The following is a 16,043-nucleotide window of genomic DNA, read 5'->3' as shown; positions in this document are numbered from 1 at the left end:
GCTAGATGATCTTCAGTGCACCTAATTGTGCTGGCCCGAATTGAATGCACTGCCACCGTAATTCTTGAAGGCGACGCCTTGAATTGCCTCCTTGTCCGCAGTTGCAGACCGAGGATGACACTGAGTTACTGGACCTCGGCGATCCTCGGTCCAGACGACGGCATCTGCGCGTTCGTTGCCGAGGGCCGGTTCGATGGCGATGCCGGGTCTGGCGATCGGAGCGCGGCGTCGGGCGGCGCTTCCTGGGATGGTCGACGGGCAGCATTTGCCGGAAGCACGATCACCTTCGCTCCGACTTTCACCCGCTCGTAAAGATCCGCGACGTCCTCGTTGGTCAGCCGGATACAGCCGGACGAAACCCGCTTCCCGATCGTGTCGGGCTTGTTGGTGCCGTGAATTCTATATTCGGTCTCGCCCAGATACATCGCCCGGGCGCCGAGCGGGTTGCCGGGACCGCCTGCCATAAACCGCGGCAGATAAGGCTGACGCACAACCATCTCTGCAGGCGGACGCCAATCCGGCCATTCTGTCTTACGGGCCACGGTCTGCTCACCGGACCATGCGAAACCTTCGCGGCCAACACCGATGCCGTAGCGCATCGCTTGTGCGTCGTTCAGGACGAAATAAAGGAATGTGTTCTTGGTATCGATGATCACGGTCCCCGGGGTCTGGTGGCTGGCGTAGTCAACCACCTGCCGAACAAATGCTCCGGGACCGTTAGCGGCCTTTGGTGGTTCGGCCGGAGGCGCCGGAGCAGGAATCGGAGCTGGGGCTGGCGCTGATGCATGAACCGGCGTTGACACATAAACCGGAGTTGACGACGCCAGGGCCTGGTGCGCGGAGGGTTTTCGTATCGGTGGCACGCTCGCCGGGCGAGACAGCAAGCTGTACCCCAATGCGGCGACGGCCACGGCGCCGATTGCAACTCTGCCGACCATTGGGAGTGCAAGTGTCTCTGCCTTTCCACGTTTGGCCCGCTTGCTCATATCTTTCCCCCAGATCACTGCCTGGAAGACGTACCCAGCAAAATTTAACAAACTTCGAAGCGATTCCGCTCAGACTGGAACCATTAAGCGCCGTTAACGCCAACTCTTGTTCGATCGAACAGGACTTGACGGTCCCGCTCCATAGCCAGGGAGCGAGGTGGACGACGCGCTTCTGACGGACTGCAACATGCGCGTGCGGATGTCCGGTGGGGCGGTCCGAACAATCTGAAGACGCCCTCATAGGAAAGAAGCTGCCGAGCGCGACTCGGCAGCCTCCTTTTTCTTGTCAGATCACGCGGCGAGGATGTCAGCGACCGGTGGGATCGTTGCTCCTGCCGGGACGAAGCGTCTGGGGCCCGCCCTGGCCGCTGTTGGTGCCTCCATCGGATCCGGCCCCGGCACTGCCAGCGCCGCCGCCCATGCCGGTTGTGCCGCTGCCCGATCCGTTACCGGCCGCGGACCCGGCTCCTCCCACGCCAGCGGCGCCTGTTCCAGCGGCCGCACCTGCACCGGCTCCTCCAGCGCCCGCACCCGCTCCTCCACCTGCACTGCCGCCGCCCGCCTGGGCGTGGGCGAAGCCGATCGACGCACCGGCCAGCAACGCGCACATGGCCATTGAGAAAATCGTCTTTCGCATTCTTCAACTCCGTTTGACGTTGTGGCCGTCAACCGAAGCTACATGCGGACGTTCCTAAAGGCTGATGATAAGCTTTCGCAATTCGTCAGGAACGATGTCGTGTAACGCCGGATTGATCCTTGCGGCTGGGGCGACAATTCGTTAGCCACATTCAGCCACCGGCGATCGCCGTTCGGCTGACTGATGGAGTATCTCATGCGGATCGCCGCGCTGGTTGTCTTCATGGTCGCGGGGCTTGCTCCCGCAGCGCACGCAGAGCGTGACTATCCCTGGTGCGTCTTTGGCGGCGAGCTCGGCGCTCCCGGCGAGTGCATGTATGTAACGCGAGAACAGTGCCTGGCCTCGGCGTCCGGGCGGTGGAACACCTATTGCGATGTCAACCCGCGCGTCAGGTTCAAACAGCCGGCTCCGCCCCGGACGCCCCGGACGCGCTGATCACGGCAACGCTGATCGGAGTGCTCGGCTCCGGCTCCCCTAATGTGCGCTTCTCTGCCCGCAACCGCGTACGCGCGGACGTCAATCCAACGGTACGTCCAGACTGGTCCCTTCGGTCATGATGCCGGGGATGTGAGCAGTCGTGAAGCCGTTATCCCTTGGGGCTCTGCGGCCGGGCGTTACGTACGGAGCGAGGGGCAGCTGGAGAAAAGCGATGCGTTCCATTTTGGCCTTGAGCCTCTTGAGCGCCCTGTGCGGCGTTGCGAACGCGGCGCCGGTACATCACGCCCACCGGCACGCTGTCGTTCACTCCCAACAGGGCATGTTCGCACCAGGTCCCGCTTCGAGCTTTGCCTACGCGCCACCGCCGCCGCCGGCCCAATTCCGGTCCACCCCCTCCTGTGACAAGCCTGAACCGTATTACGGCGCTTGTCAGGGTTATGCGCCTGGCGAAAAGGAGCGATTTCTGGCCACCGTGCACAGCCCGTAATGCTTGGGGCGAGCGACGTCGTCTGACTTCGACCATCAATCCAACGGCACGTTCAGACTGGCACCTTTGGTGATGATGCCGCCACGGTTGCCGATCTCGATCGAACCATAGCGCTGCTTGAAGCAATCGGGCAGCGGCCGGTCACCTTCCATGCTGAGCCAGAGGCGCAGCAAATGACGCTTCTGGCTTGCATTGGGCCAATCACGGAATCCGGTCCGGTCATGCAGCAAGGCATGATTGTAGACGAACTGCATGTCACCCGGCTGAAGCCGCATGCCAAAATGCAGCGTGGTATCATTTGCGAGCGCGTCGAACAGATCGAGCGCCTCGACGTGAGCCGGCGTCAGTCTCGGCGCATCGGCAAAGCGCTGCGCACTGTCGATATACTGGCGCTGATAGAAGCCGGTCAGGAATCCCGCGTGCCAATTCAGCACCGGGATTTCGAGATACGGCTTTTCGTTCTCGGGCACCTCGCCGCGCCGGTCGGTCGCGATGGGATCAAACAGGAGCGCGGCAAGGTCGGGACGCCTCTCGAGCATCTCGTTGTAGATGGTCGTCGTGCTGACAAGGAGAGAATCGCCTCCCTCCATGGCTTCGCGAATGCATAACAGCCCCACCACGTCGGAGGAATCCGTGTGGAACGTTTGCCGTTCCGACGTCTGATAAATCCGGGTGTTCGGATCCCTGGCATCGGCGCCGGTGTCACGGACGTGACCGAGAATGTGACCCGCCGCATTCTGGGACCGAGCCGACCCCAGATGCGCGCCGACCCCGCAGAATATCGTGGCGGCAAACGCCTGGCTGTAATTGGCCACCGGGAGGCCGCGGATGACCTCGAAGCCAAGGCCGGCCAGCAGCCTTGTCTTGAGCCCTTCCAGGTGCGCGCCGAAGCGAGGAAGCGGAAAGCTGTCCCTGGTGATCTCGGCGATTTTCTTGCTTCTGCCAAGATAGGATTCAGCGGCGTTCTCAAGCTCCGTGATCTCGCTGGCCGCAAGCGATATCAGCCATCGATCAGGATTGGCCTTCATCTCGGCGCCTCGCCAGGCCGACGGGATATCGATTTTCCCTGGAGGGCGATTGATCCTGTCGGGCGCTGAGACCGCATTCATCGTGGTGGCTCCTGAGATTGATCGCCAGGTAAGACGTCGGAACTTCAATTTCGCAGCTCAATCCTTCAACCGCACCATACACCCGAGCAAGGGGCGGCCCGCTCACCGAGAGGGGATTGCACTATTTCACAAGGTGTTGCCTGAAGTGCACAGGTATCGTCCCGTGCTTGTGGTTAGATAAGCCCACGGGGTAACGGGAGATGGTCCGTGCAGACGTGGGTTCCTGCTGCTATCGCCACGATTTTGATCGCTGGTTCGGCCAACGCGGCCGATCTCGCGCCCGTGTACAAGGCGGCGCCTGCGGGAGCGGCACCGGTCGCCTACAGCTGGTCCGGGTTCTACCTGGGCGGGAACGTGGGCGTCATATGGAGCGACCGGCGGGCGGACCCCGTGTCATTCACGACCACCGGCGTTGACTTTTCCGGGCGCCAGGCCGTTGGCCAATTTCCGAGCTTCGACGTCGGCAATACCGCTTTCACCGGCGGGGGTCAGGTTGGATACAACTTCCAATTCGGGTCAAATTGGGTCGCAGGTATTGAAGCCGACATCAACTACAGCGGCCTGAAGAAGACCGACACGCGCGTGTTCCCGGCGACCCCTTTCATCGGCGGCGGCATCATCGACGCCAATACCGAATCCGCGACACAAAAGCTGGGCTGGCTCGGGACCGTACGCGGTCGCCTCGGGTTCACAACCCTGAACAACAGGCTGCTTGCGTTCGTGACCGGCGGCCTGGCCTATGGCAAGGTCGATGACAGCATCTATACCATTGGCGTGCCAAACGGCGCTGGCCCGTTTTTGATCAGCGCCAGCTCGGCGGCGGTTCGCGTCGGGTGGACGGCGGGTGGCGGCCTGGAATACGCATTTGCCAGCAATTGGAGGGCCAAGTTCGAATACCTCTACTACGATCTTGGCACGCAAAACCTCACCCTGGATTACGCCCCGGTTCCGGGCGATGCGGGCAATACGATCACGTACCGATTTCGCAATAACGGCAATCTGGTGCGCGTCGGCCTGAACTACAACTTCTAGAGATGAACGGGACGTCGTCGCCGCTGCACGAATGCCAATCGGGCCGGCCATCTACGTGACCAGCTGCCTCGCCGCCGCCGAGATCATCACCAGCCCGCCGGTGATCACGGCGACATCGAGGATCGCGGTGTGGATATGCACCGGCATCCGCTCGACGAAGGCTTTTGCCATGAACGCGCCGGGGATGGCGATGCCGCCGATCAGGAGCGCGAAGGCGAGCACCTGCGCGGTGACGGCGCCGGCGAGGCCGAACACCGAGATCTTGATCAGGCCGGTGCCGAGCGAGATCATCGCGTCGGTCGCGATCACGGCGGCGCCTTCGAGGCCCGCGGCCATCAAGAGCGAGAGCAGGATCACGCCCGAGCCTGACGTGCCGCCGACCAGCACGCCGTAGCCGACGGAGCCTGCGGCGAGACCGGTGTCGCCGATCTTGACCTCGCGGCGGCGCAGCACACGGCGCAGCGGCACGCTCAGGATCAGCATGGTGCCGATCACGAGTGCAGCTCCGGCATTGGTGAGGCGTGTATAGCCGTAGGCGCCGAGCGCGGTGGTCAGCGCCGCGCAGGCCAGCACGATCAGCGCACGGCGGCGATCGGCATAGCGGAGATAGGCGACCGCACGGCTGGAATTGGTGAAGAGTGCGGAGATCGCGATGATCGGCACCACCGGCTCGGCACCGACCAGCGGCACCAGCACCAGCGGCATCAACGCGCCGGTGCCGTAACCGGCAAGACCACCGATGATCGAGGCAAACAACGCCATCAACGCGACCAGCAGAAGCTGAAACATCGAGATGTCGGCGAAGCCTGAGACGATGGTCACGTTCTCTCATCGCGGCTGATGCGTGCCGCAGCTTGATCGGCGATGGAAGCGAGTGCGGCCTCGTCTAGTGGAAAATCCGCCGCAAGCCAAGCGTCCTCGGCGAGTGTCAACACATGTCCGAGCGCAGGCCCTTCGGCCATGCCGCGCGCGATGAAGTCGGCGGCTTTCAGCGGGAATTTCGGCGCGGTCCAGCGTTGCGGCAGCTCCGCGAGCTCGCGCCAGCGCGACGAGGTCACGTCGCCGCCGGCCCTCGCCCAGCCCAGCAACACACGGTCGTGATAGCGCTCGGGCCCCAGCCGGTAGAGGAGCCGCCGCGCACCGGCCTCGTTCTTGGTGGCGAAGCGCCACCAGCGATGGCCCATCGAATCCAGCGCCTTGGCCTCGGCATTGGAGAGCCTCAAGCGCATGGCGACACGCTTGGCGTCTTCGGTCACGGCCACCGTCAGCGCGGCGAGACGGCGCGTTACGCTTGGCGGCAAGCGCAGCTCTTGCTCGATCGCGATCATCGCCGTCAGTGGCCCGGCATAGGCGACACCACCGGTCAGCGTTTGCAGCAATCCGGCATCGGCCATCGCGAGCGTGGCTGCGGATGCACCGCCCGCCACCAGCAATTTCAGCATCTCCATGCGCACGCGCTCGGCCGACAGGGCCGCAAGGCCCGCGCGCCCGCGGATGCAGGCGAGATAGCCGTCGCGGTCGGGCTCGCCGGCGCCGAACGCGGCATGGATGCGGAAGAAGCGCAGGATGCGCAAGTAATCCTCGGCGATGCGCTGGTCGGCGTCGCCGATGAAGCGCACGCGCCGCGCTCTCGCATCCGCGATGCCGCCGACATAGTCGTAGACGACGCCGTTGGCGTCGACCGACAGGCCGTTCATGGTGAAGTCGCGCCGCTCGGCGTCCTTCACCCAGTCGCGGCCGAAGGCGACCCTGGCCTTGCGGCCGAACGTTTCGGTATCCTCGCGCAGCGTCGTGACTTCGTAAGGCACGCTGTCGATGACCAGCGTGACGGTGCCGTGGTCGATGCCGGTCGGCACGCACTTGATGCCGGCAGCTTTCGCGCGCCGGACCACCTCGTCGGGGCGCGCCGTGGTCGCGATATCCGTATCGCCCGGCGGCAGGCCGAGCAGCGCGTTGCGGACGGTACCGCCGACCACGCGCGCCTCCTCGCCATCGGCGTTAAGCAGTTGCAGGACGCGCGCGGTCCCGCCCGCGGTCAGCCAGGGCGCACCGGCAAGGACCGGCTCAAGGATCGGCTCCGCGCTCATTGTCCGGCCCTTATCTTTCCATTCAGCTGTCCCTGCCCGGCACGAGCTTGCCATGCTCGATGTGGGCGGGAATGTAGGTCGAGTTCGGTGCGGCGCCGGAGAAATGCGCCAGCCCGATCAACCCGGCGATGACAAGCACCAGCGCCACCAGGATGAGGCGCGCGACGACGGTGATCGGCCACGACGATTGCACGAACAGGCCGGATCGCGTGGCGGCCAGGAACAGCGCATAGACGGCAAAGGGGATGAGGAAGATTCCGATCTCGGTCAGAACCGGCCGGATCATGACGAATAGATCCGCTCATACAGCACACGCAGCATTCCGGCCGTCGCACCCCAGATGTAGCGCTCTGCAAACGGCATCGCATAGTAAAACCGCTCCATGCCGCGGAATTCCTTGCTGTGCACCTGGTGGTTCACCGGATTCATGAGGAAGGATAGCGGCACTTCGAATGCGTCATCAACCTCGGAATGGTTGATGGTGAGCTGAAAACCCGGCCGCACCCTGGCGACCGTCGGCAGGATGCGGAAGCCGAACGCGGTGCCATAGAGATCGAGATAGCCGATCGGCTCGACGAAATCGCGCGACAGCCCGACCTCCTCCTCCGCTTCGCGCAGCGCGGCGTCGAGCGGCGAGGAATCGGTCGCGTCGATCTTGCCGCCGGGAAAGGCGATCTGGCCGGCGTGATCGTTGAGGTTCGTCGAGCGCTGCGTCAGCAGGATGGTCGGCTCGGGATGGTCAACCACCGCGATCAGGACGGCTGCGGGGCGCACCGGCTGCTCGCGCGCGACGATCTCGAGCATCTTGTCGGTGCCGGGATCGCCGGAGGCCGGAATGATGTTCGGGTCAAACAGGCCGGGCGGAACGTCGAAGCCGAGCTTCGCCCTGGAGCGGGCGAAGAAATCCGCCGCGCCGAAAGCAACGGGCTCGCTCTTCTCGCTTCTGGAGATAGGCTTGTTCAAAGTGCGGCCCTCACCTGCTCCGCGTCGGCCATGGCGAAGAACTCGCCGGCCGACTCGACGCCGAACATCGGCTGGCCATCGACCATCCGCTCCTCGCCCATGTCAACCAGATCGTAATAGAGCGCGCGGGTGACCTTGGCCCAGAGATCGGCGCGGACATGCAAGTATGGCGTCAACCCGCCGTCCCTGGCCTGCTCGAAGCGCAGCCGGTGCGCGGCATCGCAAGTGACCCAGTCGTCGACATTGGTGCGGAAGCTCAGCACGCGATGGTTGTCCTCGCCGTTCTTTTGCATCTCGACCGCCATGAACGGCGCGTCGTCGACGCGGATGCCCACCTTCTCCACAGGCGTGACGAGGAAATGCTTGTCGCCCTCGCGCTTGAGGATGGTCGAGAACAGCCGCACCAGCGCATGACGCCCGATTGGCGTGCCCATGTAGAACCAAGTACCATCGGACGCGATTCGGATGTCGAGATCGCCACAGAACGGCGGATTCCACAAATGCACCGGAGGCAGGCCCTTTTTGGCGCCTTCGGCACCGGCAGCAGTTTTGGCGGCGGCAGTCAGCCCCTCAAGACCGCGGTCGGCGCTCTGCCCTTGGTTCGCCATGGTTTGCCCTGACTTTGTCATTTCGCACGTATGTCGTTTGGCACGATTGGTGCACGTCTGATTTGTAAGTCTACGTTGCAGATCAGTGCGCGGTTCCACCCCGCATTAGTCCGGTGTGGAGGTCGCCACTTCGTGATGCCCTACATAACCCTAAGCCGATAAGGTGGGGATAGGTTAATTCAACGAATACATGGCCTTCCTGCAAGTCTAGCATGGGGCCCATGTGATCACGTGACGAGATCACGTGACGGCAGATGATCTGACGACGCAAGATTGCCGCGTGACAGGCTTAAGGAGCTAACGGATGGCGGAAAGTGTCGAGAAGCTCGAAGACGGCATCGTCCGTTCGGCCGAGCAGGTGTCGAGCCAGGTGCGCGCGGCGAAGGACGCGATCGCATCGGTGATCTTCGGCCAGGATCGCGTGATCGAGAACACGCTGGTCACCATCCTCTCCGGCGGCCACGCGCTTTTGATCGGCGTGCCCGGCCTTGCCAAGACCAAGCTGGTCGAGACGCTCGGCGTCACGCTCGGTCTCGATGCCAAGCGCATCCAGTTCACGCCTGACCTGATGCCGTCGGATATTCTCGGCGCCGAAGTGCTCGACGAGAGCACCGCCGGCAAGCGCTCGTTCCGCTTCATCTCCGGCCCGGTCTTCGCGCAGCTGCTGATGGCCGACGAGATCAACCGCGCCAGCCCGCGCACGCAATCGGCGCTGCTGCAGGCGATGCAGGAGCAGCACATCACCGTGGCCGGCGCGCGCCACGATCTGCCAAAACCGTTCCACGTGCTCGCGACGCAAAACCCGCTTGAGCAGGAAGGCACCTATCCGCTGCCCGAGGCGCAGCTCGACCGCTTCCTGATGGAGATCGACGTCGACTATCCCGATCGCGACGCCGAACGCCGCATCCTGTTCGAGACCACCGGCGCCGAAGACACGCTGGCGAAGGGCTCGATGACCGCCGATGCGCTGATCACCGCGCAGCGGCTGGTGCGCCGCCTGCCGGTCGGCGATTCCGTGGTCGAAGCCATCCTGTCGCTGGTGCGCTCGGCCCGTCCGGGCGAGGAGAGCGGCGAGGCCGGCAAGTTCATCGCCTGGGGCCCCGGTCCGCGCGCCAGCCAATCGCTGATGCTCGCCGTGCGCGCCCGCGCGCTGATCGACGGACGTCTCGCGCCCTCAGTCGACGACGTGCTCGACCTCGCCGAGCCGATCCTGAAGCACCGCATGGCGCTGACGTTCCAGGCGCGCGCCGAGGGACGTACGATTCCGGACGTGATCCGGCAATTGAAGACACGGATCGGTTGATGGCCGCAGAGACCGGGCACACAGCAAAGGAGGTCATCGCGATCCGACGTGCCGATGGCGAAAGCCGTACGCTCGCCGCTTCGCTGCCGCGCCTGGTGCTCGAGGCCCGCCGCATCGCCGCCAACGTCATCCACGGCCTGCACGGCCGGCGCCGCGCGGGGTCCGGTGAAAATTTCTGGCAGTACCGCCGCTTCGTCTCCGGCGAGCCGGCGCAGAGAGTCGACTGGCGCCGCTCGGCGCGTGACGACCATCTCTATGTCCGCGAGCTCGAATGGGAGGCCTCGCACACGGTCTGGATCTGGCCTGATCGTTCGCCGTCGATGGCATTCGCCTCGAAGACCGCACGTGACTCCAAATTGGAGCGCACGCTGATCGTTGCATTCGCGCTGGCCGAGCTGCTGGTTGCGGGCGGCGAGCGCGTCGGCATTCCCGGATTGATGGCGCCGACCGCAAGCAGCAGCGTCATCGACAAGATGGCGCAGGCGATGCTGCATGACGATGCAGACCGGCTGAGCCTGCCGCCGTCCTTCGTCCCCGCCGCGCTGGCCGAGACCATCGTGCTGTCGGATTTCTGGTCGCCGATCGCGGAGATCAGGACCACGCTCGCGGGGCTCTCCGGCTCCGGCGCGCATGGCACGCTGGTGCAGGTCGTCGATCCCGCCGAAGAGAGTTTTCCCTATTCCGGCCGCGTCGAGTTCGTCGAGCCGGAAGGCTTTGGCGTGATCACCGCCGGCCGCGCCGAGAGCTGGGTGGACGATTACACCGCGCGGCTGGCGCTGCACCGCGACCAGATCCGCGCCGAGACCAACAAGCTCGACTGGCTGTTCACGACGCATGCGACCGACCGCTCGGCCGCTGAACTCTTGCTGTTCCTCCATGCCGGCATGCAGGTGAGCAAGTCGGGCGCCCGCACCACCTCGATCAAGGCGGGGCCGGCCGCATGATGGGATTGCCGCTCGCCTTCACCGAACCGCTGCTCCTGATCGGCCTCGTCAGCCTGCCGGTGCTGTGGTGGCTGTTGCGCGTGATGCCGCCGCGGCCGCGCCGCATCGAATTTCCGCCGACCCGCCTGCTGTTCGACATCGCACCACGGGAAGAGACGCCAGCGCGGACGCCGTGGTGGCTGACCGCACTGCGCCTGCTCGCCGCAGCCCTGGTGATCTTCGCCGCCGCCGGCCCGATCTGGAATCCGCAAACCGGCCTCGCCTCCAGCAAGGCGCCGCTGATGATCATGCTCGATGACGGCTGGAGCGCCGCCTCGAACTGGGACACGCGGATCCGGGCCGCCGACGAGCTGATCGCCAATGCCGACAATGACCGCCGCGCGATCGCGCTGGTGCCACTGTCCGAGCCGAATCGCGACATCACGCTGATGCCGGCGGGCGTTGCGCGCGTTGCGCTGCGGCAGATCGTGCCAAAGCCCTATTCGATCGAGCGCGTTGAAACCCTCACGGCAATCGATCGTTTCCTGAAAGCGACCGGCGACTGCGAGATCGCCTGGCTGTCTGACGGCGTCGACACCGGCCGCGGCGAAGAGTTCGTGCAGGGGCTCGGCAAGACCTTAGGGGATCGCAGCTTGACGGTGTTCGAAGGCGGCACCTCCTCCCCGCTGGCGCTGGTCGCGGCGGAAAACGCGGCGGCGAGGATGACGGTGAAGGTGCTGCGCACCGACAGCGGCATTGCCGCCGGCACCGTGCGGGCGCTGGACCAGAAGGCCTCGCCGATCGGCGAGGCGCGCTTCACCTTCGGCCCGCAGGACAAGGAGGTCGAGGCGGCGTTCGACCTTCCGGTCGAGCTGCGCAACGACATCTCGCGGCTCGAGATCTCCGGCGAGCGTTCGGCCGGCGCGGTGCAGCTGCTCGACAAGCGCTGGCGGCGGCGCGCCATCGGCATCGTCTCGGGCGCAACCAGCGAGACCGCGCAGCCGCTCCTGGCACCGACCTTCTACCTGACGCGCGCGCTGGCGCCGTTCGCCGACGTGCGGCTTGCCGACAAGGGTTCGCCGCAGCAAGGCATCACTCAGTTCCTCGACCAGAAGCTGCCGATGATTATCCTGGCCGATGTCGGCACCGTCGCGCCCGAATTGCGCGAGCGTCTCAACGCCTGGATCGACCAGGGCGGCGTGCTGGTGCGGTTCGCGGGTCCGCGGCTGGCGCAGGCCGAAGACGATCTCGTTCCGGTCAAGCTGCGCAAGGGCGGCCGCACGCTCGGCGGCAGCCTGACCTGGGAGAAGCCGCAGCATCTCGCCGCGTTCGCCGCCGACGGTCCGTTTGCCGGCGTCGTCGTGCCCAAGGATGTCACCGTGAGCCGGCAGGTGCTGGCCGAGCCGGACGCAGTGCTTGCCACCAAGAGCTGGGCCTCGCTCGAAGACGGCACGCCGCTGGTGACCGGCGAGCATCGCGGCAAGGGACTGGTCAGCCTGTTCCATGTCAGCGCCGACATGCGCTGGTCGGATCTGCCGATGTCCGGCACCTTCGTCGAAATGCTCCGGCGCGTCGTCGACATGTCCGGCTACACCGCCAAGCCCGGCGCCGGCGTTGCCGCTGAGCCCAGCACCGAGACGCTGGCGCCGCTGCATCTGCTCGACGGCTTCGGCGCGTTCGGGCCGCCGCCGGCCACCGCCAAGCCGCTGACGGCTGATTATCGCGACCGCGCCACGCCGGATCATCCACCCGGCTTCTACGGTCCGGCAGAAGGACCGCTCGCCGTGAACACGCTCGCAGCCGCCGACCGCATCGCAGCCCTCAACACCGCAGGCCTCCGCGCCCGGCACGCCACCTACACCAACGCCGAGCCGCGCGATCTGCGCGGCTGGCTGCTGTCGACGGCGCTGGCGCTGTTTCTGGTGGACGCCATCATCGTGGCGCTGCTCGGCGGCGGCCTTGCCGCGCTGCTGCGCCGGCGCGCAGCGCCCGCCATGATCCTGCTTGGCTTCGTGCTCGCAGGCATGGCCGTGCTGACGCCGACGCCGTCGCGCGCCGACAGCGCGTCGGACGAGTTCGCGATGAAGTCGACCTCGCAGACCCGCCTCGCCTATGTCGTCACCGGCAATGCCGACGTCGATTCCATCGTCAAGGCGGGCCTGTCCGGCCTGACACTGTTCCTGGCGCAGCGCACCGCGCTCGAGGCCGGCGATCCCGTCGGTGTCGACCCCGCGCGCGACGAGCTGGCCTTCTTCCCGCTGATCTACTGGCCGATCGTGCCGGGCGCGCCGAAGCCGCCGCAGGACGCCATCAACAAGATCGACGCCTATATGAAGCAGGGCGGCACCGTGATCTTCGACACCCGCGACGCGGTCGAAGCGCCGCCCGGCGAGAACGGGGCCTCGCAGACGCCGGGCATGCAGGCCTTGCGCGAGATCCTGTCCTCGCTCGACGTGCCCGAGCTCGAGCCGGTGCCGCGCGAGCACGTGCTGACCAAGACCTTCTATCTCTTGCGCGACTTCCCCGGCCGCTTCAACTCGGGCCAGACCTGGGTCGAAGCGCTGCCGCGCGAGGACGACGACGAGAGCGCGCAACGGCCCGCGCGCGGCGGCGACGGCGTCTCGCCGATCATCATCACCTCCAACGACCTCGCAGGCGCCTGGGCGCTGCGTCCCGACGGCCAGCCGATGCTGCCGCTGACCCCGGGCGAGCCGCGCCAGCGCGAATTCGCCTACCGCGCCGGCGTCAACATCGTGATGTACACGCTGACCGGCAACTACAAGGCCGACCAGGTGCATGCGCCGGCCCTGATCGAGCGGCTGGGGCAATAGGATCAATATGAATTACGGTATCGCGTTCACGCCGCTGGTTCCCGCGATCGTCCTGTGGATCGCGCTCGCTGCCATCGTGGTCATCGCGATCGTGCTGCTGGTTGCGCGGGCGCGCGGCGCGGCGGTGCGCGTGGCGGCGCTGGCGCTGTTCTTGCTCGCGCTCGCCAATCCCTCCTTCACGCGCGAGGACCGCGATCCCCTCACCTCGGTCGCCGCGGTCGTGGTCGACAAGAGCCCGAGCCAGAATTTCGGCAAGCGCAACCAGGAAGCCGCGAAGGCGCAGGAGGCGCTGGTCGACAGCCTGAAGAAGATCAAGGGACTTGAAGTGCGCGTCGTCGATGCCGGACAGGCCGACGGCGAGACCGACGGCACCAAGCTGTTCGGCGCGCTGGCCTCCGCGCTGTCGGACGTGCCGGTCGACCGCGTCGCCGGCGCGTTCCTGATCACCGACGGCCGTGTTCACGATATCCCCGCCAACGCCGCCGCGCTCGGTTTCCAGGCGCCGGTGCAGGCGCTGGTCACCGGACAGAAGGACGAGCGCGACCGCCGCATCGCGATCACGGCGGCACCGCGCTTCGGCATCGTCGGCCAGAACCAGACCATCAGCTACAAGCTCGACGACCAGGGCGTCACCGGCGAGCGCGCCAAGGTCACGATCCGCCGCGACGGCGAGGTCATCAACGAGCGCACGCTCTCGAGCGGCCAGAGCGCCAGCGTCGACGTCGAGATCAAGCATGCCGGTCCGAACATCGTCGAGATCGAGGCCTCGCCGCTCGAGCGCGAGCTGACGCCGGTGAACAATCGCGCCGTCGTCGCCATCGACGGCGTACGCGACAAGCTGCGCGTGCTGCTGGTGTCCGGCGAGCCGCATTCCGGCGAACGCACCTGGCGCAATTTGTTGAAGTCCGACGCCAGCGTCGACCTCGTGCATTTCACGATTCTAAGGCCGCCGGAGAAGCAGGACGGCACGCCGATCAACGAATTGTCGCTGATCGCGTTTCCGACCCGCGAGCTGTTCCAGCAGCACATCAACGAATTCCAGCTGATCATCTTCGATCGCTACGCCCGCCAGGGCGTGCTGCCGATCGCCTATTTCGACAACATCGCGCGCTACGTGCGCGCCGGCGGCGCCGTGCTGGTGTCGGCCGGCCCCGACTATGCCTCGACCACCAGCATCTGGCGCACGCCGCTCGACACGGTGCTGCCGGCAGAACCCGTCGGCGTCACCGAGAAGCCGTTCTATGCGCATCTCTCCGACATCGGCAAACGCCATCCCGTCACGCGCGGGCTGGAGGGCTCGGCGTTCGAGCCGCCGCACTGGAGCCGCTTCTTCCGCACCGTCGAGACCCGCAATTCGGTCAACCCGCCGGTGATGACGGGCGCGGACGGCAAGCCGCTGCTGTTCCTGTCGCGCTTCGGCGAGGGCCGCGTCGCGCTGCTGCTGTCCGACCACATCTGGCTGTGGGCGCGCGGCTACGAGGGCGGTGGTCCGCATCTCGATCTGCTCAGGCGGATGTCGCACTGGCTGATGAAGCAGCCGGACCTCGATGAAGAGGCGCTGCGCCTCCAGGTGCAGGGCAAGGATCTCGTCGTGGTGCGCCAGACCATGGCGGACAGCGTGCAGCCGGTGAGCGTGACCTCGCCCTCCGGCGTCTCGCGTGATCTGACGCTCAGCCCCGGCGATCCCGGCGAGTGGCGCGCAAGCCTTCCCGCAAGCGAGCTCGGCCTGTGGCAGGCGACCGACGGCACGCTGAAGGCGCTGATCAATGTCGGCCCGACCAATCCGAAGGAGTTTTCGGAAGTCACCTCCACCACCGAGACCTTGAAGCCGCTGACCCAGGCGACCGGCGGCAGCGCCGTGCGGATCGCGGATGGCGGCAGCGTCGAGCTGCCGCGCATCGTGCCGGTGCGCTCGACCAGCGTGTTTGCCGGTGACGGCTGGATGGGCGTGCGGATGCGCGACGCCAGCGTCGTCAAGGGCGTCGGCGTGCTGCCGATCTTTGCCGGCCTGATCGGCCTGCTGCTGCTGCTCGGCGCCTTCGCCGCGACCTGGGTGCGCGAAGGGCGTTAGTTGCCGGAACGACACATCTTACAACGGTCCGCCAGGACCGTTGCGGCGGCGGTTGACATCCGCTGACCCTTGCTGCGATGTTACAATATAACATCGCGCCGCCGATCGGCGCCTCGCGATGCGGGGTGGCGTTTCCAGATGAAGTGGTTCCGGTCGAATATCAGGCACGGCTCCCGGCTCGCGTTGTTCGCGATGCTGGTGCAGTTCGCGCTGACCTTCGGTCATAGCCATTGGTTCGCGCAGGCCGCGCCCCTCGCCCAGTCTCAGCTGGCCGACAGCGCCAAGAGCATCGCATCGACCGACAGCGCATCGGTCCAGAAGCAGTCCCCGACAAATCCCGATCGCGAACGGCCGGGCGAGGACAATTGCGCGATCTGCGCCTTGGTCGCGATGGCCGCCACGGTCACGTTCGCGACGCCGCCCCTGCTGTTGCTGCCGCAGGCGGTCGAGCTGCTTTACCGCACCACCGATGCCGAATTCATCCATCTGCAATCGGCCCGCACGGCATTCCAGCCACGCGCCCCACCTGCGTCCTGATCCCATCGATTGAGCTGCCTTCGGCATCGGC

14 protein-coding genes are annotated in these 16,043 nt (G+C 65.8%); 7 read left to right on the top strand and 7 right to left on the bottom strand.

All coding sequences use genetic code 11. The features are described from left to right. Positions 1 to 125: 125 nt before the first annotated feature. Positions 126 to 986, bottom strand: coding sequence for a L,D-transpeptidase (locus FXB38_RS35710; RefSeq protein WP_148755636.1), 861 nt, complete (start codon positions 984 to 986; stop codon positions 126 to 128). Between the two features lie 820 nt (positions 987 to 1,806). Here FXB38_RS35710 and FXB38_RS35700 point away from each other — a divergent pair. After that, complete coding sequence (locus FXB38_RS35700; RefSeq protein WP_347340258.1) at positions 1,807 to 2,058, top strand: DUF3551 domain-containing protein; 252 nt, start codon at positions 1,807 to 1,809, stop codon at positions 2,056 to 2,058. A 525-nt stretch (positions 2,059 to 2,583) separates the two neighbouring features. Here the strand turns inward: FXB38_RS35700 and FXB38_RS35695 are convergent. Continuing rightward, positions 2,584 to 3,657 (bottom strand): TauD/TfdA family dioxygenase, encoded by a 1,074-nt coding sequence (locus tag FXB38_RS35695; protein ID WP_148755634.1) that lies wholly within the window; start codon positions 3,655 to 3,657, stop codon positions 2,584 to 2,586. A gap of 207 nt (positions 3,658 to 3,864) precedes the next feature. Between FXB38_RS35695 and FXB38_RS35690 the strand changes: the two genes are divergently transcribed. Then, positions 3,865 to 4,689, top strand: coding sequence for an outer membrane protein (locus FXB38_RS35690; protein WP_148755633.1), 825 nt, complete (start codon positions 3,865 to 3,867; stop codon positions 4,687 to 4,689). A gap of 51 nt (positions 4,690 to 4,740) precedes the next feature. Here FXB38_RS35690 and FXB38_RS35685 read toward each other — a convergent pair whose 3' ends face one another. From FXB38_RS35685 to FXB38_RS35665, 5 genes are read right to left on the bottom strand one after another with little or no spacing between them, the layout of a single operon-like run. Continuing rightward, complete coding sequence (locus FXB38_RS35685; protein ID WP_148755632.1) at positions 4,741 to 5,511, bottom strand: sulfite exporter TauE/SafE family protein; 771 nt, start codon at positions 5,509 to 5,511, stop codon at positions 4,741 to 4,743. Continuing rightward, on the bottom strand, positions 5,508 to 6,776 hold the full coding sequence (locus FXB38_RS35680; protein ID WP_148755631.1) for a CCA tRNA nucleotidyltransferase: 1,269 nt from the start codon (positions 6,774 to 6,776) through the stop codon (positions 5,508 to 5,510). The genes FXB38_RS35685 and FXB38_RS35680 overlap by 4 nt, the downstream gene beginning before the upstream one ends. Before the next feature lie 22 nt (positions 6,777 to 6,798). Beyond that, entirely contained in the window at positions 6,799 to 7,062 is a 264-nt protein-coding gene (locus FXB38_RS35675; RefSeq protein WP_148755630.1) for a DUF6111 family protein, read from the bottom strand. After that, entirely contained in the window at positions 7,059 to 7,739 is a 681-nt protein-coding gene (locus FXB38_RS35670) for a CoA pyrophosphatase (RefSeq protein WP_148755629.1), read from the bottom strand. Before FXB38_RS35670 ends, FXB38_RS35675 begins: the two co-directional genes overlap by 4 nt. Beyond that, the gene (locus tag FXB38_RS35665) at positions 7,736 to 8,347 is read right to left on the bottom strand and encodes a DUF1285 domain-containing protein (RefSeq protein ID WP_148755628.1); all 612 of its coding nucleotides are present in this window, start codon (positions 8,345 to 8,347) and stop codon (positions 7,736 to 7,738) included. The genes FXB38_RS35670 and FXB38_RS35665 overlap by 4 nt, the downstream gene beginning before the upstream one ends. A 304-nt stretch (positions 8,348 to 8,651) precedes the next feature. Between FXB38_RS35665 and FXB38_RS35660 the strand changes: the two genes are divergently transcribed. From FXB38_RS35660 to FXB38_RS35640, 5 genes are all read left to right on the top strand, one after another. Then, positions 8,652 to 9,650, top strand: a complete 999-nt coding sequence (locus tag FXB38_RS35660; RefSeq protein ID WP_148755627.1) for an AAA family ATPase — start codon at positions 8,652 to 8,654, stop codon at positions 9,648 to 9,650. After that, positions 9,650 to 10,594, top strand: a complete 945-nt coding sequence (locus tag FXB38_RS35655) for a DUF58 domain-containing protein (RefSeq protein ID WP_148755626.1) — start codon at positions 9,650 to 9,652, stop codon at positions 10,592 to 10,594. The genes FXB38_RS35660 and FXB38_RS35655 overlap by 1 nt, the downstream gene beginning before the upstream one ends. Then, the gene (locus tag FXB38_RS35650; RefSeq protein ID WP_148755625.1) at positions 10,591 to 13,404 is read left to right on the top strand and encodes a DUF4159 domain-containing protein; all 2,814 of its coding nucleotides are present in this window, start codon (positions 10,591 to 10,593) and stop codon (positions 13,402 to 13,404) included. The genes FXB38_RS35655 and FXB38_RS35650 overlap by 4 nt, the downstream gene beginning before the upstream one ends. A 7-nt stretch (positions 13,405 to 13,411) precedes the next feature. Further along, complete coding sequence (locus tag FXB38_RS35645) at positions 13,412 to 15,475, top strand: hypothetical protein (RefSeq protein WP_148755624.1); 2,064 nt, start codon at positions 13,412 to 13,414, stop codon at positions 15,473 to 15,475. A 138-nt stretch (positions 15,476 to 15,613) separates the two neighbouring features. Further along, the gene (locus tag FXB38_RS35640; RefSeq protein ID WP_148755623.1) at positions 15,614 to 16,012 is read left to right on the top strand and encodes a DUF2946 domain-containing protein; all 399 of its coding nucleotides are present in this window, start codon (positions 15,614 to 15,616) and stop codon (positions 16,010 to 16,012) included. Positions 16,013 to 16,043 lie beyond the last annotated feature (31 nt).

This window comes from Bradyrhizobium cytisi (genome assembly GCF_008123515.1).
GTDB lineage: Bacteria > Pseudomonadota > Alphaproteobacteria > Rhizobiales > Xanthobacteraceae > Bradyrhizobium > Bradyrhizobium cytisi.
Note: the sequence above shows the minus strand (reverse complement) of the source record. Positions and strands in the feature narration are given on the sequence as shown.